The organism is Actinoplanes sp. NPDC020271, assembly GCF_044388125.1.
In the GTDB taxonomy this organism is placed as follows: Bacteria; Actinomycetota; Actinomycetes; order Mycobacteriales; family Micromonosporaceae; genus Actinoplanes.
Genome location: NZ_JBIRWQ010000002.1, coordinates 366,782 through 387,014, shown reverse-complemented (window position 1 = coordinate 387,014; position 20,233 = coordinate 366,782). Strand labels below are relative to the sequence as shown.

Sequence of the window (20,233 nt, the reverse complement as noted above, 5' to 3'; positions counted from 1 at the left end):
GTTCCCCACTCATGCCGGCGCCGGAGCGCAGCCGCGGTGACAGCATGAGTGGCGTCGCCGTACATCTGAAGGGGCTTCGCCGTACGTTCGGCACCGTTCACGCCCTCGACGACCTCGACCTGGAGATCGCGCCGGGCGAGTTCATCGCGCTGCTCGGCCCGTCCGGCTGCGGCAAGACCACCGCGCTGCGGGTGCTCGCCGGGCTGGAGGACTCGGACGCCGGGCAGGTGCTGGTCGACGGCAGGGACGTCACCCGGCTGCCGGCCAACAGACGCGACATGGGCATGGTGTTCCAGGCGTACAGCCTGTTCCCGCACCTGACCGCACTGCAGAACGTCGAGTTCGGGCTGCGCCTGCGCGGCCGGAAGAAGGCGGCCGGCCGCGCCCAGGAGATGCTCGACCTGGTCGGGCTCTCGACGCACGCCACCCGGTACGCCAGCCAGCTCTCCGGCGGCCAGCAGCAGCGGGTGGCGCTGGCCCGGGCCCTGGCGATCGAGCCGACCGTGCTGCTGCTCGACGAGCCGCTCTCCGCGCTCGACGCCAAGGTGCGGTTGCAGTTGCGCGACGAGATCCGCCGGATCCAGACCGAGGTCGGCACCACCACGCTGTTCGTCACCCATGACCAGGAGGAGGCGCTCGCCGTCGCCGATCGGGTCGGCGTGATGAAGGCCGGGAAACTGGAGCAGCTCGCGGCCCCGGCCGAGGTCTACCTGCGCCCGGCGACCGCGTTCGTGGCTGATTTCGTCGGGCTCAGCAACCGGCTGCCGGGCACCGTCGAGGGCACGGCGATCGAGGTGCTGGGCAGCCGCCTGCCGCTGGTCGCGCCGCACCCCGGCGGGGCCGCCACGGCGCTGGTCCGGCCCGAGTCGATCGGCGTCGTGCCTGATCCGGACGGGGCCGGGCGGGTGCTGACGGCCAGCTTCCTCGGCCCGACGAGCCGGGTCACGGTCACCGTCGGTGATCTACTGGTGGTTGCCCAGGTGGCCAGTGGTGAGCTGCCCGAACTGGCCCCGGGCACCGCGGTGCGGCTGGAGCTGCGTCCGGTCCCGGTCGCCGCCGAGTGAATCTACATAGGGCTTGACCCGGGCGTATCCACGTCTACCGTTTGGTTATGGACGGCGAGGAGTTCATCCACACGGCCCTCGTCGTGGCGTTCACGGCGGACTCGGGACACCCGCGGGGCCTCCAGCACGCCATTGACGAGATCTACCGGCTGTTGCACGGGGCCCCGGCGGGTCATCCCGACCTGGTCATCGGGTGGGGTGTGCTCTTCGACCTGCTCCAGGAACGGGCCGAGGCCTCCGGGGACCTCGCCGACTGGGACGCGCTGGTGGACGCGGCCGGGTGCATGGTGCTCGTCGCCGACCCCGGGACCGAGCTGGCCGTGCGCGCCTGGCGGCGGCAGTGGCAGTCGCTGTTGCTGCGTCACCAGGTGACCCGGGACCCGGCCGATCTCAAGGACGCGGGAGTGGCCGCCGCGGCCCTCGCCGCGGCGGCCGCTGCCGTTCCCGCCCCGGCCCACTCGCCACGGCCGCGCCGGCCGTGGCGATGTGATTGATCCGGGGGCGCTGTTTACACGTGTCCGAGGGCGGGTTACAGTCGTCACCCCCGCATGGGAGCGCTCCCATGACCTTCCCCCAAAGGTGACGAAGCGTTGAAGCGTAGTCTCAAGCTTATCCTGGCCTCGGCGTGCGCCGTCGCCACTGTCTCCGGAGTGGCGTTCTTCGCCCTGCCGGCGAGCGCGGAGGCCGCCTCGTTCACGGTGACGAACGCGTGGAGCTCGGGCTATCAGGGCGAGGTGACGGTCAGCAACCCGTCGTCCTCCTCGATCAGCACCTGGAAGGTCGAGCTGACGCTCCCCTCCGGGTCCACGGTCGGCCAGGCCTGGAACGCGACACTCGCCGCCTCCGGGCAGACGTTCACGTTCACGCCGGCCGGGTGGAACGCGTCGATCGCGGCAGGGGCGTCGGCCGGCTTCGGTTTCCTGGTGAACGGGACCGGGCGGCCCACGTCGTGCACGGTCAACGGCGTGGCGTGCACGGGCCTCACCGGGTCCACCGGGGTCCCGTCCGCCACCGCTTCCACCACGTCACCGACCGTCGCGCCCACCACCACGCCGGCCTCCCCCCAGCCCTCTCCCGCCGCGACCACCACCTCGGCTTCCCCCCGGCCGACCACCACCTCGGCCTTCCCCGAGCCGGCCGCCACCTCCGCGGGCTCGACCCCGCTGGCGATCAACGGGCAGCTCAAGGTGTGCGGGACGAACCTGTGCAACGCCTCCGGCAAGAAGATCCAGCTGCGCGGCGTCAGCAGCCACGGCATCCACTGGTTCCCCGGCTGCTACCCCGGCTCGGCGCTGGACGCGCTGGCCACCGACTGGAACGCCGACCTGTTCCGGATCGCGATGTACGTCCAGGAGGGCGGCTACGAGTCCGACCCGAGTGGACAGACCAGCAGGGTGAACAGCCTGGTCGACGCGGCCGAGGCGCGCGGCATGTACGCGCTGATCGACTTCCACCTCCTCAACCCCGGTGACCCGAACTACAACCTGGCCCGGGCCAAGGAGTTCTTCGCCAAGGTGGCCGCGCGCAACGCGGACAAGAAGAACGTGATCTACGAGATCGCCAACGAGCCGAACGGCGTCTCCTGGGCGAGCATCAAGAGCTACGCCGAGCAGGTCATCCCGGTGATCCGGGCGAACGACCCGGACGGCATCGTCATCGTCGGCACCCGCGGCTGGTCGTCGCTGGGCGTCTCCGAGGGCTCGTCGTCGGCCGAGATCGTCGGCAACCCGGTGAACGCGTCCAACATCATGTACGCGTTCCACTTCTACGCGGCGTCGCACAAGGACAACTACCGGGCCGAGGTCACCAGCGCGGCGGCGAGGCTCCCGCTGTTCGTCACCGAGTTCGGCACGGTCAGCGCCTCCGGCGACGGCGCGGTCGACACCGCCGGCACCACTGCCTGGCTCGACCTGCTGGACAAGTTGAAGATCAGTTACGCCAACTGGAACTTCGCCGACAAGAGTGAGGGCAGTTCGATCCTGAAACCGGGCGCGTGCGCCTCCGGGACGTTCTCCGGCACCGGTGTCCTCACCGAGTCGGGCCGGCTGATCCGCTCCCGGATCCGTACGGCGGATGACTTCTGACGATCTTGATCTTTGATCCGCCCTCCCCTGCGTGCGGATCATCGGAACCGGGCCGAGACCCTACCTCGGCCCGGTTCGACTTTTACTAAGACGCTACTTATATAAGTCCACTCTGATAGGGTGTTCCTGTGCATGCGTTCGACGTGCTCGGCGACCCGGTTCGCCGCCGGATCCTGGAAGTGCTCGCCGACGGTGAGCAGACGTCCGGCGCCGTGACCGCGGTCATCCGCGCCGAGTTCGGCATCTCCCAGCCGGCCGTGTCGCAACACCTGAAAGTGCTGCGGGACAACGGCTTCGCCACCGTCCGGCCGGCCGGCGCCCGGCGGCTCTACGCCGTCGACGACACCGCGCTGCGACAGGCCGACGAATGGCTGAGCCGATTCCGGCGATTCTGGACGCCGCACCTCACCGCGATGGCCACCGAGGTCGCCCGCGGCAAACGGCAGCGGCGACTGGCCGCCGACACCCTGGAGGAGCATCGATGATCGACGTGACCGAGCAGATCAGCAACGTCCAGCGCACCCTCGGCGACCGGACCCTGGAAGCCGGTGAGGCCCGGGTGCTGACCATCAGCCAGGTCTACGACACCGGCCTCGACGACATGTGGGACGTGGTGACCGTCGCCGACCGCATCGAACGCTGGTTCCTGCCGATCAGCGGGGAGCTCCGCGAAGGCGGGAAGTACCAGTTCGAGGGCAATGCCGGCGGGACGATCACCGCGTGCGACAAGCCGAACTCGTACGCCGCCACCTGGGAGTTCGGCGGCGGCGTCAGCTGGGTCGAGGTGCGCCTGACGCCCGAGGGCGACGGGCGGACCCGATTCACCCTCGAACACACCGCGCACGTCGACGACCACTGGGGCCGGTTCGGCCCTGGCGCGGTCGGGGTGGGCTGGGACTCCGGCCTGCTCGGCCTCGCCATGCACCTCGCGGCGCCGTCCGCACCGCGCGACAACGAGGCGATCATGGCGTGGATGGTGTCCGACGAGGGGAAACGCTTCATCCGGTTGAGCAGTTCGGCGTGGGCGGCGGCCGACGTCGCCGCGGGGACAGCACCCGCGGAGGCGGAGACGCGTGCTGCCGCGACGTTCGCCGCTTACACCGGCTCTTGATTCCTGCGCGTACGTCGCCGAAGTGCCGCCCGTGACAATCCCGCGCGAGCCCGTCACCACTTCCGGCGGCCCCGGGGTTGATTCTGCGGGGTGGACGGCGTAAGCCGTGCGGTATGGACGGGGAGAAACTGCGGCAGTACTGTCTCGCGAAGCCTGGCGCCTGGCCGGACGAACCCTGGGAAGGGGACCTCGTCGCCAAGGTCGGGACGAAGATCTTCGCGTTCCTCGGCAGCACGGGCACGACCGTGGGCGTGAAATGCGGCAAGGGGCGCGACCTGGCCGACGAGTGGCTGGTGCGGTACCCGTCGGACGCCACGGCCAGCGCCTACATCGGGCGGCACGGGTGGAACACGCTGCAGTTGCGGGGCGCGATCCCCGACGACGAGATCCTCGAAGCGGTCGACGCCTCCTACGACGCGGTCGTGGCAACACTGCCGAAGAAGGACCGGCCCGCCGCGGAGTAGGTCGCGGGCCGCCTTCGTTGCCGTGCGGGTTTTGATCAGCATAGGGTCGGTTTCCTAGACAAGAGTCGTCTAGGAAACGGGGTTCGGATGGCAGCGGTGGTTCGTGCGGGCGGCGACGCCATCGTCGTGACCGGTGTCGCGCAGCGTGAGGCCTGGAAAGTGCGCGAGCTGCCGCCGGTGGAGCACCTCGCCGACGGCGTCTGGACGTCACGGGCCGCGACCGGGCGACCGGACCACGGGAACGTGACCCAGCAGGACGACCGCGGGACCGCCACCGGGCAGACCGGCCGCGAGACGGCGACCGGGCGAGGGGATCGCGGGATCGGGGCCGGGCAGGGCCGTGGGGTGTCGGGGGCGGGGCTGCCGGGGGCGGGGCAGGTGGGCGGTGGGATCTGGTCGGTGCCGGTGCCGATTCCGCACAACCCTTTGCGGTACACGCTGTGTTACCTGATTCCCGGGGACGACGGGCTGGTCGTGGTGGATCCGGGGTGGGACAGCGACGAGGGCTGGGCCGCACTCGAGCACGGCCTGGCCGCGGCCGGTGGCGGGGTCGGCGACGTGCGGGGTGTCGTGGTCACGCACGTGCACTCGGATCATCATGGGCTCTCGAAGCGGCTGCAGCAGTCCGGCGCCTGGATCGCCATGCACCCGGCCGAGCGGGATGCGCTGACCCCGGGTGGTTCGCCGGCCGAGTGGCTGCGGGCGCATCACGTGCCGGAGGACGAGATCGCGGTGCTGGCCGGGACGATCGGGCGGCATCGGCTGGCGGCGCCGGCCCAGCCGGATGTGCTGCTCGACGACGGGGACGTGGTTCCGGTCAAGGGACGCAAGCTGACCGTGGTGTGGACGCCGGGACATACGCCGGGGCACATCTGCCTGCTGGAGCCGGAGGCGGGGGTGCTGCTCACCGGCGATCATCTACTGCCGCGGATCAGTCCGAACATCGGGTTGCAGCGGCCCGGTTCGTCACCGTTGGAGGCATTCCTGGAGTCGCTGGGCAAAGTCGCCGCGTACGACGAGGTGGAGGCGCTGCCCGCTCATGAGTACCGGTTCCGGGGCGTCGCGGCTCGGGCGCGGCAGCTGCGGGCGCATCACGAGGAGCGCTGTGCGGAGATCGTGGCGACGGTCGAGCGGCTGGGCGCGCCCGGGATCTGGGCGCTGGCGTCGGAGCTGACCTGGTCACGGCCGTGGGCGGAGATCGGGCCGATGCGGGTCGGCGCGGTGGCCGAGACGATGGCGCACGTGCGCTACCTGGCCGATCGGGGCGCGCTGCACTGGTCCGGTGACGTGGTGACCCGCGCGGGCTGACCGCGACCCGGCCGGCAATACGGCGACCGCCACCGGAGCAGGGAGCACCGGCGGCGGCCACAGGGGAGGGATCAGGCGAGCTTCTTGGACTTCTTGATCGCGGCGGTGATCGCCTCGACCAGCGGCGCCGCGCCGTTCCAGGAGTAGATCGGGACGGCCTGCCACGGGAAGACCTGGTTGGCCTTGACCGCGGGCAGCGCGTTCCAGGCCGGCTTCGACGCCAGGTCGGACGGCTGAAGCGTGCCGGTGCGCGCGTCCAGGAAGATGATGTCGGCCTGGTACTTGTCGGCGTTCTCCCAGCTCAGCGACTCGTAGTAGTCCTGGCCCTTGACCTCGGGCATGATCAGGTCGACGCCGAGCTCCTTGAAGTACATCAGGTCGGAGCTGACCGCGGCGCTGGAGACGTAGAAGACGTCGGCGGCGCCGGAGCCGAAGAGGACCTTGATGCCGCCGGAGGCCTTGGCGGCGTCGCTCAGGTCCTGCGCGGCCTTCTCGAAGCGGGCCTTGGCCTCGGCGACCTTCGGAGCGTTCAGGTCGGCGCCGAGGGACCTGGCCAGCTCGGCGTAGCGCTCGATCGGCTTGTTCAGCGGGACGCGGCCGACAGTGATCAGGGCGTTGTTCGGGGAGACGGCGAGGATCTTGTCCTTCGACTCGTCCGGCACGTACCACCACGCGCCCGGGTCGAACTGGTGGGTGACCAGCAGGTCGGGGGTGAGCGCGGCGTACTTCTCGACGGAGAACTCGCCCCACGCGTTGCCGACGATCTGGACCTTGTTGATGTCGAGCGAGCCGGCCTGCGCCTCGGCGGTGCCGTCGGCCTTCTTGGTCTCGCCGAAGACGCCGACGATCTTGTCCTGCAGGCCGAGGTCGGCCAGGGCGGCGGCGGTGCCGGTGAACGCGACGATCTTGGCCGGCGCCTTGTCCGCCTTCAGCTCCTTGGGCTGGTCGTCGGTGAACGTCCACGGGCCGGAGGCGGCGGCGGTCGAGGCCGGCGCGGACGTGTCGTCGTCCTTACTGCCGCACGCGCTCAGCACCGCGCCGGCGACAGCGGCGCCACCGGCGGCGAGCAGGCCGCGACGGGACAGGGGCAGAGAGGAAAAAGACATGCTCACATCTTTCGCAGGACAAGGGGCCGGTCACTCGACCGACTGAATGGTTAGGCTAACCTAACGAACCGGCAAGCGCGTCACCAGGATCCGCCGGATGTGAACGGGAGCACCCCACTGTCCACCATAGACACCCTTCCCGACCTGCGCGTCCGCCGCGCTGCGGGCCTCGTGGTCGCGCTGGCCGCGCTCGCCGCGGTGCTGGTGCTCGGCATCGGCTTCGGGGCGCGGCTCCTCTCCCCCGCCGAAGTGTGGTCGGGCCTGGTCGACGCCGGCTCGCCGTACTACCGGATCGTCCACGAGATGCGGCTGCCGCGGACGCTGCTGGGCCTGCTCGTCGGGCTGGCGCTCGGCCTGGCCGGGGCGATCATGCAGGCGCTGACCCGCAATCCGCTGGCCGACCCGGGGCTGCTCGGGATCAACGCCGGGGCGTCGGCCGCCGTCGCCACGTCGGCGGCGTTCTTCGGCGTCGCGACCTTCTCCGGGTATGTGTGGTTCGCGCTGGGCGGGGCGGCCGTGGTCACGGCGCTGGTCTACGCCGTCGGTGGCGGTCGCGCGGCCACCCCGGCGCGGCTGGCACTGGCCGGTGCGGCGCTCAACGCGGCGCTCTACTCGTACGTCAGCGCGGTTCTGCTCGGCAACACCGCATCGATCCAGAAGGTACGATTCTGGACGGTCGGATCCCTGGCCAGCGCGGACTTCGACACGCTGGAGCGGCTGACCCCGTTCATCGCGGCGGGCGTGATCATCGCGTTGCTGTCGGCCCGCCCGCTGAACGCGCTGTCGCTCGGTGACGACGCGGCGCGCGCGCTCGGCGCCCGGCCCGGCCTGATCCGTGCCATGGTGATCGTCGCGGTGACCCTGCTCTGCGGTGCGGCGACCGCGGCGTGCGGCCCGATCGTCTTCGTCGGCCTGCTGATCCCGCACCTGGTCCGGCCGTTCACCGGGCCGGATCTGCGCTGGATGCTGCCCTACACCGCGGTGCTCGCGCCGGTGCTGCTGGTCGGCTCGGACGTGCTCGGCCGGGTCCTCGGCAGCCCCGGTGAGCTGCAGGTCGGCGTGGTGACGGCGGTGCTCGGCGGCCCCCTGTTCCTCTACCTGGTGCGAGTTGCCAAATGATCATGCCTCGTTCGCGCCCCGTGATCATCGGCGTCGGTGCGTTGATCGCGATGGCCGCCGTGGCCGTGCTCACGCTCGGCACCGGCGAGTACCCGATCGCCCCCGCCGACGTGGTCAAGACCCTCGCCGGTCAGGGCAACGCCGCGCAGGCGTTCATCATCAACGAGCTCAGGTTGCCCCGCGTCGTGACCGCGATCCTGGTCGGCATGGCGCTCGCCGCCGGCGGCGCGGTCTTCCAGTCGATCACCCGCAACCCGCTGGGCAGCCCGGACATCCTCGGCATCACCAGCGGCGCGGGCGCGGCGGCGCTGGCCGTGGTGATCCTCGGCGGCGGCAGCAGCACCGCGCTGTCGCTGGCCGCGGTGGCCGGCGGACTCGCCACCGCGCTGCTGATCCAGCTGATCGGCGGGCGGCGCGGCCTGCAGGGTTACCGGTTCATCCTGATCGGCGTCGGCATGACCGCGATCCTCAACGGGATCATGGGCTGGCTGCTGACCAAGGGTGTGCAGATGGAGAACGCGCGGGCCATGCTCTGGCTCACCGGCAGCTTCGACGGCCGCGGCTGGGAGGAAGCGTTGCCGCTGCTCGGCGTGCTGATCGTCACGATCCCGATCCTGGCCGTCGCCTGCGGGCCGGGGCTGCGGATGCTGGAGATGGGCGACGACGTCGCGGCCGGTCTGGGCGTCCCGGTCAAGCGGCTGCGCAACGGCGCGCTGCTGGTCGCCTCGCTGGTCGTGGCGTGCGCCGCGGCGGCGGCCGGCCCGGTGAACTTCGTGGCGCTGATCGCACCGAACATCGCCCGGCGGGTCACCCGCGCGCCGGGCCCGAACCTGCTGCCCTCGATGGCGATCGGCGCGCTGCTGACGGTCGCCGCGGACTGGCTGGCCATGCACTCGGGCTACCCGCTGCCGGTCGGGGTCGTCACCGGCGGGCTGGGCGGCGCCTACCTGGTCTGGCTGCTGATCAGCGAACGCAAGGCGGGCCGCATCTGATGACCACGTTCACCACGGGAGTACGAGAATGAGCCGACTGAGCGGCAGCGACCTGACCCTGGCGTACGACAAGCGGGTCATCGCCGAACAGCTGAGCGTCGACATCCCCGACGGCTCGTTCACCGTGATCATCGGCCCGAACGCGTGCGGCAAGTCCACCCTGCTGCGAGCCCTGTCCCGCCTGCTTAAGCCGACCTCCGGGACGGTCCTGCTGGACGGCGCCGACGTGCACTCCCTGCCGACCCGGACGGTCGCGAAGACGCTCGGCCTGCTGCCGCAGTCGTCGACCGCACCGGACGGGATCACCGTCGCCGAACTGGTCGCCCGCGGCCGCTACCCGCATCAGAGCCTGCTGCGCCGCTGGTCCGTGCGGGACGAGCAGATCGTCACCGAGTCGATGGCCGCCACCGGCGTCGGCGACCTGGCCGACCGCTGCGTCGACGAACTCTCCGGCGGGCAGCGCCAGCGCGTCTGGATCGCGATGGCACTCGCCCAGCAGACACCGTTGCTGCTGCTCGACGAGCCGACGACGTACCTGGACATCGCCCACCAGATCGAGGTCCTGGACCTCTGCGCCGAGCTGCACGAGAAGCAGGGCCGGACGCTGGTCGCCGTGCTGCACGACCTGAACCACGCGGCTCGTTACGCCACCCACCTGATCGCCATGCGCGACGGGAAGGTGGCCCGCTCCGGCCCGCCCGGGGAGGTGCTCACGGCCACGCTGGTGGAGGAGGTCTTCGGGCTGCCGTGCCGGGTGATCGACGATCCGGAGACCGGGACACCACTGGTCGTACCGGCCGCGAGGAAGAAAACCTCAGTCGACGCGGAAGTCTGACGAAAGGGGTATCACACCCCCCGTTCGATCGGACCTGGGAGACCACTGATGTCCTCCGCCGAAACCGCCCAGACCGGCAACGTCCTGGCCCGCTGGTTCACCGACCTGCGGGTCCGGTCGAAGATCCTCGCCTCGGTCCTGCTCATCGCCGTCGTCGTCACCTGCGCCTGCGTCCTCGCGATCCTGCGGATGGGCGACATGGACCACCGCATGACGACCGTGCGCAGCCAGAACATGGTCAGCATCGACCTGCTGGGCAAGATCCGCGCGGCGCAGGCCGAGATCGCCCACAATGCCGCTCTGTCCGGATCTGGCGCCAGCGACGCCCAGCGGGCCGCCGCGCAGAAGGGCACCGCCGAGGCCGTCGGGAAGCTCGACGAGGCGCTCAACGCGTACCGGGCTCAGCCGAAGACCGCCGAGGCGACCGTCGCCACCGCGAAACTCACCGGCTTCGTCACCCAGTTCGAGCAGGCACTCAGCGACGCGCAGTCCGGCAAGCCGGTCGCGCCGAACATCTTCAACACGTCGGTCGGCGGCATGTCCCAGTCCGTCGACGACCTGGCCCGGCTGGAGAACGACAACGCCGTGGCCGCGTTGAACACGGCCCACGCCAACTACGTGTCGGCCCGCCGCGACGTGATCATCACGCTCACCCTGGCGCTGCTCGCCGGTATCGCGTTCGCGCTGCTCGTCGCCGGTTCGATCACCCGCCGCCTGCACCCGGTCGCGGAGGCCATGGAGGCGATGGCGGCCGGCAACCTCAACCACCAGGTGCCCGCGACCGGCCGCGACGAGATCGGCGCGATGGCCCGCTCGGTCAACCGCGCCACCACCTCCGTCCGCGAGACCGTCACCGCCCTCGCCGAAGGCGCCGAACTGCTGGCCAGCAGCTCCAAGGAGCTGACCCGGGTCAACGACCAGACCGTCTCCGGTTCCCGCGCGGTCACCGACCAGGCCGAAGCCGCGAACGGCTCCGCCGCCGAAGTGTCGTTCAACCTGCAGACCGTCGCCACCGGCGCCGACGAGATGGCCCAGGCCATCCAGGAGATCTCGCAGAGCGCCACGGCCAGCGCCGGCGTCACCATGGAAGCCGTCTCGGTCGTCGCCCAGACCACCGAGACCGTCAGCAAGCTCGGCGCCAGCTCCCAGGAGATCGGCGCCGTCGTCAAGACCATCACGTCGATCGCCGAGCAGACGAACCTGCTCGCCCTCAACGCGACGATCGAGGCCGCCCGCGCGGGCGAATCGGGCAAGGGCTTCGCGGTCGTCGCCGGCGAGGTCAAGGAACTCGCCCAGGAGACCGCCAAGGCGACCGAGGACATCTCCCAGCGCGTCCAGGCCATCCAGTCCGACACCGAGAGCGCGGTCGCCGCGATCGCCCGCATCGGCGAGGTCATCGAGAAGATCAACCAGTTCCAGACGACGATCGCCTCCGCCGTCGAGGAACAGACCGCCACCACCGCCGAGATGAACCGCAACGTCGCCACCGCCGCCGCCGGCGCCTCCGAGATCGCCCGCAACATCAACGGCGTCTCCAGCGCGGCCGAGCAGAGCACGGTGACGGTCGCCGCCGGCCGGCAGGCGGCGTCCGAACTGGCCGCCCTCGCCGAGGACCTCAACCGCCTGGTGAGCCGCTTCAGCTACCGATGAAGACCGCATTCTTCCTGTCCCCTGTCCGCTGCGGTCATTCTCCGCCGCTCCCGCGGGGACCCTTGCGGGCCTCGCAGGGCCGCGGGCGGCCCCGAACGCGAGACCCACAAGGGCGGCCTCCGTGGCGGGTCGAGCTCAGAGCAACAGCCCGGTCGAGGCCGTTGAGCCGGCCGCGCAGTCCCGCCGGCCGAAGCCCGCGGCGCCACTGACGGTCCGAGTAGCAGCACGGCCCCGGGTCTCGGCTGATCCTCGGGGGTGCGTCAGTCGAGGATCGCCGACACCACGTGCTCGGCGATCGCCAGGGACGACGTTGCCGCAGGTGAAGGCGCATTGCGTACGGCCGTGACCGCGCCCAGCCGGTGAATGCGGAAGTCGTCGACGAGACTGCCGTCGCGGTCCAGGGCCTGGGCGCGCACCCCCGCGCCGGCGCGCACGACGTCAGCGGCGCCGATCTCCGGGACATATCGCATCGCCTCGGCCATGTAACGGCTCTTGGAGAGCGAGCCGCGCACCTCTTTGACCCCCGTGCGCCAGTGCTGTCTCGCCATTCTCCAGGCGCCCGGCCACGCGGCGAGCGCGGCCAGATCGGCGATCGAGAAGTTCGAGCGTCGGTAGCCTTCCTTCGCGGTGGCCAGAACCGCGTTCGGGCCGACCTCGACGACACCGGTCACGCGGCGGGTGAAATGCACGCCGAGGAACGGGTACCGCGGGTCCGGAACCGGGTAGATCATGCCCCGGACCATGTCCGCCTTCGCTTCCTTGACCCGCATGTATTCGCCGCGGAACGGGATGATGATCGGCTCCTGCCGGTCACCGGCCAGCCGGGCCACCTTGTCCGAGTGAATACCGGCGCAGACGATCAACCGGTCCACGACCAGCCGGTTCTGCCCCGAGGTGACCTCGGTGCGGCTGCCTTGCGCACGGATCCCGTCGACCGGCCAGTTGAGGCGGACCTCTCCCCCGGCCGCGATGATGTCGTCGGCGAAGGCCCGCGCGATCCCGGGGAAATCGGTGATCGCGGTTTCCGGGGAATGCAGCGCGGCCAGCCCGGCGGCATGCGGCTCGATCTCACGGATCCCTGCGGGATCGACCCGCCGCAATCCCGGTACGGCGTTTTCCCGCGCCCGTCTCTCCAGGTCGTCGAGCCGGCCCAGCTCGTCGGCGCGCACCGCCACGACCAGTTTTCCGCACTCGTCGTAGGCGATGTTCCGTTCCTGGCAGTACTCCTTGAGCAGGGCCCGCCCGCGCGTGCACAACCGCGCTTTCAGGCTGCCCGGCGGGTAGTAGATCCCGGCGTGCACCACCCCGGAGTTGTGCCCGGTCTGGTGCAGCGCGACGTCGTTCTCCTTCTCCAGCACCACCACCTTGGTGCCCGGCCGCCGGAGCGTGATCTCCCGGCCGATCGCCAGCCCGACGATGCCGGCCCCGACGATCCCGATCGTCTCGTCAGCCATCAATGTCCCGCCTCTTCCGGTAGGTCGTCGCGTTCAGCCGAAGTGGACGGCGAACGTCTTGACCTTGGTATAGAACCGCAATGCCTCGCTGCCCTGCCCCTTGCTGTCAGACGGACACGTCACCCCGCCCGAGCATCGGCCCCTCCTTCATCCGCAACGCCTCGACGCGGGCGCACAGCCCGTGGTCGTATTCGGGGCGAGCCGGCGTCCCGGACCCGCTCACCCCCCATGGCGAGGCCGCCACCACCACAACCGAAGCGATCAGTGTCGCCGCCACCCCGCACACCTCGTCGACCACACGCCCGGCCGGCAGCGGGACCGAATCCGCAGCATGAGTGAACTCGACCAGCACCGAGCCCCCTTCCCGGGCACCCACCGGCGTGGCCCCCTCCGACGGACGGTGTTCCCGGGGAGATGATTGTTGACGATCCTGTGAGTGCTGGGCGGACTCCGGGACATCGATCCACCCCGGAGCTGCGAGAATCGGCGCCGCTCAGGCATGATGAGTGGTCCGGAACAGGCATCGACAGGAAGACGACTAACACCGATGGCGTCCGAGCACGACACCGAACGGCGAGCGACGCGCGTCTCCGCCCCGACCACGGCGGCCCAGGCCCGCGACACGCTGCGCGACGCCATCCTGCGCGGGGAATACCTGCCCGGCGAGCGCCTCGTCGAGGCCCAGCTGTGCGAGCGCCTGCAGGCCAGCCGCTTCAACGTCCGCGCCGCCCTGCAGGACCTCTCCGCCGAGGGCCTCGTCGAGGTGCAGCGCAACCGCGGCGCCCAGGTCCGCAAGGTGTCGATGGCCGAGGCCGTCGAGATCACCGAGGTCCGCATGGTCGTCGAGGGCCTGATCGCCGCCCGCGCCGCCGAACGCGTCGCCCCCGGACAGGCCACCGAGCTCGACGAGATCGGCGTCCTCATGCGCCGCGCCGTCGACGCCGGGGAGTACCGGCGCTACAGCGACCTCAACGTCCGCCTCCACGCCCTGGTCCGCAGCATCGCCGGCCACCAGACCGCCGACCGCATCGTGGAGACCCTCCGCGGCCAGCTGGTCCGCCACCAGTACATGCTGTCGCTGCTCCCGGGCCGCCCGCAGGCGTCACTCCCCCAGCACGAACGCATCATCGCCGCGATCCGCGAACGCGACCCGAAAGCCGCCGAAGCCGCCATGCGCGACCACATCTCCAGCGTCATCGACGCCCTCCGCTCCATGGACTACCTCGGCCCCGCTTGACCAGGGATCACCTTCAAGAGCCTTTCGTCCCACCTCCGCGGTGGTCACCCTCCGCCGCTCCCGCGGGGACCCTTCCGGCCCTCACAGGGCCGCAGGCGGCCCAGAACGCGAGGCCCGCAAGGGCGACCTCCGTGGCGGGTCCAGCTCAGAGCAACAGACCCGTCCACAAGCGCAAACCACCTGCCGAAGCCCCTCGTGCCGGAGTCCGCGACCCAGGCAGGTGGTCACTGCCGCCCCGCGAGCCGGCAGCCGAGACTGCCCGCCGACGTGCGGACCTCGCTGTCGCTGCGGCGGGAACGCCGGTTCGGCAACGGCCCGGCCCAGCTCACCTACGACGTCTGCCCACCGGGCAGGCGCAGGGTCATCACCGTTCCCCCGTTCTCCGCGGCGGCAGCGGTGACCGTGCCGCCGTGCTGGCCGGCGGTCTGTGCGACGATCGCCAGGCCCAGCCCGGAGCCCGGCATGGAGCGCGCCGCCGTCGCCCGGTAGAAGCGGTCGAACACGTACGGCAGATCCTCGGCGGCGATCCCGGGGCCGTTGTCGGTCACGGTCAGTTCGGCCCAGCCGGGTTCCGCGGCGGTGAGCCGCACCCGGACCGTCCCACCGGGCGGACTCCATTTCGCGGCGTTGTCCAGCACGTTCACCACCATGCGCTCCAGTTCGCCGGGGCGCCCCGGGATCGTGACGGAGTCCAGCGCGGTGTCGTAGGTGAGCCCGGGCGCCCGGATCCGCACCCGGTCCAGCGCCGCCGACACCACGTCGGCGAGGTCGAGTGGCTCGATCACCTCCCGGGTCGCCTCCTCCCGGGCCAGTTCCACCAGTTCGGTGGTGAGCGTGGCGAGTTCCTGCACCTGGGCGTCGAGGTCGGCGAGAAGTTTGGCCCGTTCCTCGGGCGGGAGCCGGTGCGCGAGCTCGGGACGGCGCTCCAGCTCCAGCAACAGTTCCACGTTGGTACGGATGCTGGTCAACGGCGTACGCAATTCGTGCCCCGCATCCTCCACCAGGGTCCGCTGCGCGCGGCGGGACGCGTCGATCGCGGCGAGCATCGCGTTGACCGACCGTCCCAGCCGGGCGATCTCGTCGTCGCCCTGCACCTCGATCGGATGGTCGAGATCCTGGGTGACGGCGACGTCCTCGACCGACGAGGTGAGCCGTTCGACCGGGGCCAGGCCGGCCCGCGCGACCGTACGCCCCAGGAATGCCGCCCCCGCGATCCCGGCCGCACAGCCCAGCGTGAGCAGCGCCGCGAACGCGGTCAGCACCCGTGAGCTGGAGTCCTCGTCCATGCCGACCTGGACCGCGCCGCCCCCGGTGAGCGGCAGGGTGAGCATCACGTACGAATCCGGGCCGAGCGTGATCTTCTCCTGCGCCGCCTCGACCAGGGCCCCGGCGGCGATCTGCTTGGCGGTGTCGGTGACCGGCAGGGTGGTCCGGCTGCCTCCGGCCGCGGCGCCGGTCGAGTCGAGGATCTGCCAGCAGGGGCCGATTTCCCGCCCGTGACCGCCGGGCCCGCCTCTGCCCCACGGCGGGTGGCCGCCGGTGTCGCGGGTACGGGAGGACTCGGTGGCCAGCCACTGGTCCGGGTTCGCCGCGATCGACGTGGCGTCGCTGCTCAGTTCCTGCATGACCTGGTGCTCCTGGATCTCGCGCACGGCGATCCACGCGCCGGCCGCGACGAGCAGCACCGCGGCCCCGACCGCGCCGGTGACCAGCAGCGACAGCCGGGCGTGCAGGGTGCGCGCCCGCCACCACCGCCCCGGAAGCAGTTTCACAGCGGCTCCTCCCGCAGCACGAACCCGACCCCGCGCACGGTGTGCAGCAGCCGCGGCTCGCCTTCGGACTCCAGCTTGCGGCGCAGGTAACCCAGGTAGACGTGCAGGCTGTTGGACTGCTCGCCGAAGTCGTAACCCCAGACCTGCTCGAACAGCGCGGCCCGGGTCAGCACCTGCCGGGGGTGCCGGAGGAACGCCTCGAGGATGTCGAACTCCGTACGCGTCAATCTCAGTGACCGCCCGCCGCGCTGCGCCTCCCGCGTGCGCGGGTTGAGCCGGACGTCGGAGAAGACGAGCCACTCGGTCTCGACCGGGGCCTCGGGCGGCACGGTCAGCGCCGAGCGGCGCAGCAGCGCGCGGATGCGCGCCAGCAACTCCTGCAGGGCGAACGGTTTCACCAGGTAGTCGTCGGCGCCGGCGTCGAGACCGGCGACCCGGTCACCGACGCTGTCGCGGGCGGTGAGCATCAGCACCGGCAGCAGCACGCCGTCGGCCCGCAGTCGCCGGCAGGCCTCCAGCCCGTCCATCCGCGGCATGCTGACGTCGAGGATCAGCGCGTCGGGCTCGCCGGCCCGGACCGCGTCGAGGGCCTGGAGCCCGTCGCCGGCGATCTCCACCTGATATCCCTCGAAGCGCAGCGTGCGCGCGAGTGAGTCGCGCACCGCCGCGTCGTCCTCCACCACCAGGATCCGCATGCCCTCCACCCTGCCAGCACCCCCCGGCGATCAGGACAGGTGGGCGGCGTCGAGCGCGGACTGCAGCGACTGCAGGTAGCCGTCGCTGGTGACCGTGGCGCCGGAGACGGTGTCGATCTTCGCACTCTGCGCGGCCAGGGTCTCCTGGACCAGCCGCGGGATCGCGTAGGCGTTGATCTCCTGGTCACGGCCGTTCTCGGTCGGGTACACCGGCACCGTGACCGCGGTGATCTTGCCGTCGGCGACGGTGATCTGGACCTGCACGTCACCCCAGCGCGTCGACGCCGTGGAACCGGTGTAGGTCTTGCCGCCGCTGGAGCCGGAGGAACCGCTGGAACCAGTCGTCGACGAGCCGGACGTGTCGTCCGACACCGGCGACACCGCTGCCGTCGTCGCCGCCCCCGAACTGTTCGTGCTGGTCCGATAGCTGAACAGCAGCACCAGCACGGCAACGGTCGAGAGCATCCACAGAGTGATGCGGCGCATCAGAGTCCTTTCACCAGGAGAAGAGTTCGGTGTGCAGGCGGTCGGCACGGACTCCGGCGGCCTGCGCCGCGGCACGCGCCGACTCGGTCCAGGCGTCCGGCCCGCAGACGTAGACGTGGGCGCCGGCGATCTCCGGCACGAGCCGCGGGAGTGCGTCGGTGTGCCCGGCGAGGTTCCCGGGCAGCCACGACGGCTGGGCGCCGCGGGGCCCGAGCAGGGTCACGATCCGCACCCCGCGATGGGTGGCGAACCATTCCAGCTCGTCGCGGAACGCCAGCTCCGCCTCGGTCCGGGCACGGTAGATCAAGGTCGCCTCACCCGGCCCGTACGGGAGTTCGCCCAGCAACGACAGCAGCGGCGTCACCCCGATCCCGCAGGCCATCAGCACGACCGGCCCACCGGTGTAGGTCTCCCCGGTCAGCTTCCCGTACGGCCCCTCGACCAGCACCTTCGTCCCCGGGCGCAGGCCGGCGACCCGTGAGCTGCCGTCGCCGAGGTTCTTCACGGTGATCCGCAGCCGGTCGCCGTACGGCGTCGCCGACAACGAGTACGGGTTGGCGCGCGTCCACCCCGGCCCGTCCAGGAACCGCCACTGGAAGAACTGTCCCGCCCGCGCCGGCAGCTCGCCGAGCCGCTGACCGGTCAGGTAGACCGAGGTCAGCCCCGGCCCTTCGGGGACGACCCGGGTGACGACGAGGCGGTGACGCCAGTTGCGCCAGGCCGGCAGCCCGATCCGGTACGCGAGGACGGCCCCCGCCGACCCGGCGTACAGCGTCCACCAGTACAGCCGCGACGCCGCCGAGCCGACGAAGTCCGTACCGGTCCAGAGCTGGTGGGGCAGGGCGAGCCCGACCCCGAGGTACGCGTACAGGTGCAGCAGGTGCCACGACTCGTACCGCAGTTTGCGCCGCGCCGCCCGGATCGACGTGACCACAACCAGGACCAGCAGCAGCGTGCCTGCCGTGGCCAGCAGCATCCCCGGGTACGTCCAGATCATGTCCCACAGCTCGGCGAACGCGTTGGCGTGCGACGCCGCCGCGTACCCCAGCGTGATCGTCACGATGTGCACGACCATCAGCCAGAACGACGTGAACCCGGTCCACCGGTGCCAGCGGGCCAGCCGGTCCTGCCCGAACGCGCGCTCGACCAGCGGGATCCGGGCCATCAGCAGCACCTGCAGGAGCAGCAGGTCGGAGGCGATCAGCCCGGTGAGCCGCCCGGCCGAGGTCAGGCCGAAGTCCTGCAGCCCGCGGTTGGCGACCCAGAGCGCCACGACGATCAGCAGGCTGATCGCGGCCGCGACGCCACCCACGTCGGCGTACCACCGGGGCGTGGCTCGGGGCGGGGTGGTTAGCACGGGCACGGCTGTAGCGGTCATGTCACCAAGGTTCGGCAACCCGATTAAGACCTGGAGCAGTGAAAACGTAAGTGTTCGCTAAGAGCGCGATCTTTCGGCGCCCGCCGTCACCGGCGTGCGGACGGCGCTGATCATCGCGGCGCTCTTCCTCGGCGACCACCCGGGCTTGTTCAAGCGCTACCGCCACCAGGTCGTCCACCTCGACGCCGCGCACACCGACGAGACCGCGCGGCGCGCCCACGTCGCACGGCTGCTCGGCGGCACGGTCGTCGCTGACCCACCCGCGATCACCGCGGTGGGCCCGGCGCCCGGCCGGCGCTCCGAGGCGTTTCACGACCCGGAAAACCCCGCTGGATGCCGGCCGGTGGGGTCCGGCCGGCATCCAGCGGGGTTTCGACGCGTCGGAACGATCCCCGGCGCCCGGCCGAGCGGCGCGGTCAGCGGTCGACGGTGACCACGCCGGGGTTGGCCCGCAGGAACGGCCCGACCCGGTCCTGTACCACCGCGCTGAAGAACGGGCCGACCGTACCGGGAAGCTGTTCGCCCTTGTAGACACCGCCCTCGAAGAGCGCCTCCCCCGGCAGTCCCACCCCGGTCAGGTCCTTGATCCTCAGGATTTTGAGCGCCTGCGCCCAGTCGGCGATGCCCCGGCCCCCGCCGACGAACGTCAGCGAGCGGCCGACGCCGGCCGTGACCTGCGCCAGCTTGGCCGGATCGCTGATCACGGTGCGCTTCAGCTTCTTGGCCAGCGCCTTCACGAACTGCCGCTGGTGCCGCTGACGGTCGTAGTCGGAGTGCGGCAGCCCGTAGCGCTGCCGGCAGAAGTCGAGCGCCTCCCAGCCGCTGAAGTGCACCGGTTCGTCGCTCTTCGGGTAGGCCTTCTGTGCCCCGATGTACGGCCGGTGACAGTCGTCGTGGCCCGGGCACTGCGGCAGCCGGTCACGCAGGCTCCCGTCCGGTTTGCGGTGCTCGGAGACGACGTCCTGGTCGACCGGCACGCTGATGCCGCCGATCGCGTCGACGAACTTGCGGAAGCCGCCGAAGTTGAGCACCGCGCCGCCGTCGAACCGCCGGATGCCGGTCACGTCCCCTACGGTCCGGGCCAGCAACTCGAAGCCCTGGGCGGCGCTGTACTTGCGCTCACCGATCCGGCTGCCCAGCGCCATCGCGGCATTGATCTTGGTGCGCTGGGCCGGGCTGCCCGACTTCGGGAACGCCGGGATCGGCACGACCAGGTCACGCGGGACGGAGAAGAGGATCGCGCCGCTGCGGTCGGCCGGGATGTGCGCCACGATGATCGAGTCGGCGAGCGGCGCGGTGTAGTCGTTGCGCGGGTCGATCCCGACCAGCAGCAGGTTCAGCGGACCGGCCGGGACGGTGGCGGCCACCGCGGCCGGGGCGACCAGAAGGCATCCGGCCGCTACCGCGAACCACGCCCAGAACCGTCGCCTCATCGCCCGACCTCCCGTTTCGTCCGATATGCCGCTGTAAAAATTACG

Annotated in this window: 21 protein-coding genes; 13 read left to right on the top strand and 8 right to left on the bottom strand. The window is 71.1% G+C overall.

Going from position 1 to position 20,233, the window contains the following annotated elements:
• The first annotated feature begins 44 nt into the window (after positions 1-44).
• The 7 genes from ACH442_RS05490 (at position 45) to ACH442_RS05460 (ending at position 6,031) form a co-directional block, all read left to right on the top strand.
• The gene (locus tag ACH442_RS05490; protein WP_396336699.1) at positions 45-1,064 is read left to right on the top strand and encodes an ABC transporter ATP-binding protein; all 1,020 of its coding nucleotides are present in this window, start codon (positions 45-47) and stop codon (positions 1,062-1,064) included.
• A gap of 47 nt (positions 1,065-1,111) precedes the next feature.
• Positions 1,112-1,558 (top strand): hypothetical protein, encoded by a 447-nt coding sequence (locus tag ACH442_RS05485; RefSeq protein ID WP_396336698.1) that lies wholly within the window; start codon positions 1,112-1,114, stop codon positions 1,556-1,558.
• A gap of 96 nt (positions 1,559-1,654) precedes the next feature.
• Positions 1,655-3,148: a cellulase family glycosylhydrolase gene (locus ACH442_RS05480; RefSeq protein ID WP_396336697.1), complete on the top strand. Its 1,494-nt coding sequence runs from the start codon at positions 1,655-1,657 to the stop codon at positions 3,146-3,148.
• A gap of 128 nt (positions 3,149-3,276) precedes the next feature.
• Entirely contained in the window at positions 3,277-3,633 is a 357-nt protein-coding gene (locus tag ACH442_RS05475; protein ID WP_396336696.1) for an ArsR/SmtB family transcription factor, read from the top strand.
• The gene (locus tag ACH442_RS05470) at positions 3,630-4,259 is read left to right on the top strand and encodes an SRPBCC family protein (protein WP_396336695.1); all 630 of its coding nucleotides are present in this window, start codon (positions 3,630-3,632) and stop codon (positions 4,257-4,259) included. Before ACH442_RS05475 ends, ACH442_RS05470 begins: the two co-directional genes overlap by 4 nt.
• Before the next feature lie 113 nt (positions 4,260-4,372).
• A complete protein-coding gene (locus ACH442_RS05465) occupies positions 4,373-4,723 on the top strand; it encodes an MmcQ/YjbR family DNA-binding protein (RefSeq protein WP_396336694.1) in 351 nt (116 codons plus the stop codon).
• A gap of 87 nt (positions 4,724-4,810) precedes the next feature.
• Positions 4,811-6,031, top strand: coding sequence for an MBL fold metallo-hydrolase (locus tag ACH442_RS05460; protein WP_396336693.1), 1,221 nt, complete (start codon positions 4,811-4,813; stop codon positions 6,029-6,031).
• Between the two features lie 71 nt (positions 6,032-6,102).
• Here ACH442_RS05460 and ACH442_RS05455 read toward each other — a convergent pair whose 3' ends face one another.
• A complete protein-coding gene (locus tag ACH442_RS05455) occupies positions 6,103-7,143 on the bottom strand; it encodes an ABC transporter substrate-binding protein (RefSeq protein WP_396336692.1) in 1,041 nt (346 codons plus the stop codon).
• Positions 7,144-7,236: 93 nt separating this feature from the next.
• On the opposite strand from ACH442_RS05455, the gene ACH442_RS05450 reads away from it, so the two are divergent.
• The 4 genes from ACH442_RS05450 to ACH442_RS05435 are packed head-to-tail and all read left to right on the top strand — an operon-like array spanning position 7,237 to position 11,733.
• Entirely contained in the window at positions 7,237-8,256 is a 1,020-nt protein-coding gene (locus ACH442_RS05450) for a FecCD family ABC transporter permease (RefSeq protein ID WP_396336691.1), read from the top strand.
• Between the two features lie 2 nt (positions 8,257-8,258).
• The gene (locus tag ACH442_RS05445) at positions 8,259-9,248 is read left to right on the top strand and encodes a FecCD family ABC transporter permease (protein WP_396336689.1); all 990 of its coding nucleotides are present in this window, start codon (positions 8,259-8,261) and stop codon (positions 9,246-9,248) included.
• Positions 9,249-9,276: 28 nt separating this feature from the next.
• Positions 9,277-10,083 (top strand): ABC transporter ATP-binding protein, encoded by an 807-nt coding sequence (locus ACH442_RS05440; RefSeq protein ID WP_396336688.1) that lies wholly within the window; start codon positions 9,277-9,279, stop codon positions 10,081-10,083.
• Between the two features lie 48 nt (positions 10,084-10,131).
• Positions 10,132-11,733 carry a methyl-accepting chemotaxis protein gene (locus ACH442_RS05435; protein WP_396336687.1) on the top strand — a complete coding sequence of 534 codons (1,602 nt, stop codon included), beginning with the start codon at positions 10,132-10,134 and terminating at the stop codon, positions 11,731-11,733.
• A gap of 260 nt (positions 11,734-11,993) precedes the next feature.
• Here ACH442_RS05435 and lhgO read toward each other — a convergent pair whose 3' ends face one another.
• Together lhgO and ACH442_RS05425 are read right to left on the bottom strand one after the other, a co-directional pair.
• A complete protein-coding gene (gene lhgO, locus ACH442_RS05430) occupies positions 11,994-13,187 on the bottom strand; it encodes an L-2-hydroxyglutarate oxidase (RefSeq protein WP_396336686.1) in 1,194 nt (397 codons plus the stop codon).
• Positions 13,188-13,293: 106 nt separating this feature from the next.
• The gene (locus tag ACH442_RS05425) at positions 13,294-13,539 is read right to left on the bottom strand and encodes a hypothetical protein (protein ID WP_396336685.1); all 246 of its coding nucleotides are present in this window, start codon (positions 13,537-13,539) and stop codon (positions 13,294-13,296) included.
• A gap of 195 nt (positions 13,540-13,734) precedes the next feature.
• On the opposite strand from ACH442_RS05425, the gene ACH442_RS05420 reads away from it, so the two are divergent.
• On the top strand, positions 13,735-14,424 hold the full coding sequence (locus ACH442_RS05420; protein ID WP_396336684.1) for a GntR family transcriptional regulator: 690 nt from the start codon (positions 13,735-13,737) through the stop codon (positions 14,422-14,424).
• 329 nt (positions 14,425-14,753) lie between these two features.
• Here the strand turns inward: ACH442_RS05420 and ACH442_RS05415 are convergent, their stop codons facing one another.
• The 4 genes from ACH442_RS05415 to ACH442_RS05400 are packed head-to-tail and all read right to left on the bottom strand — an operon-like array spanning position 14,754 to position 18,755.
• A complete protein-coding gene (locus tag ACH442_RS05415) occupies positions 14,754-16,196 on the bottom strand; it encodes an ATP-binding protein (RefSeq protein ID WP_396336683.1) in 1,443 nt (480 codons plus the stop codon).
• The gene (locus ACH442_RS05410) at positions 16,193-16,891 is read right to left on the bottom strand and encodes a response regulator transcription factor (protein WP_396336682.1); all 699 of its coding nucleotides are present in this window, start codon (positions 16,889-16,891) and stop codon (positions 16,193-16,195) included. The genes ACH442_RS05415 and ACH442_RS05410 overlap by 4 nt, the downstream gene beginning before the upstream one ends.
• 30 nt (positions 16,892-16,921) lie before the next feature.
• Positions 16,922-17,377: an FMN-binding protein gene (locus tag ACH442_RS05405; protein ID WP_396336681.1), complete on the bottom strand. Its 456-nt coding sequence runs from the start codon at positions 17,375-17,377 to the stop codon at positions 16,922-16,924.
• A 10-nt stretch (positions 17,378-17,387) separates the two neighbouring features.
• Positions 17,388-18,755 carry a ferric reductase-like transmembrane domain-containing protein gene (locus tag ACH442_RS05400; RefSeq protein WP_396336680.1) on the bottom strand — a complete coding sequence of 456 codons (1,368 nt, stop codon included), beginning with the start codon at positions 18,753-18,755 and terminating at the stop codon, positions 17,388-17,390.
• A gap of 94 nt (positions 18,756-18,849) precedes the next feature.
• On the opposite strand from ACH442_RS05400, the gene ACH442_RS05395 reads away from it, so the two are divergent.
• Positions 18,850-19,188, top strand: a complete 339-nt coding sequence (locus ACH442_RS05395; protein ID WP_396336679.1) for a hypothetical protein — start codon at positions 18,850-18,852, stop codon at positions 19,186-19,188.
• Here the strand turns inward: ACH442_RS05395 and ACH442_RS05390 are convergent.
• Complete coding sequence (locus ACH442_RS05390; RefSeq protein ID WP_396336678.1) at positions 19,172-20,188, bottom strand: LCP family protein; 1,017 nt, start codon at positions 20,186-20,188, stop codon at positions 19,172-19,174. The genes ACH442_RS05395 and ACH442_RS05390 overlap by 17 nt on opposite strands.
• Between the last annotated feature and the right edge of the window lie 45 nt (positions 20,189-20,233).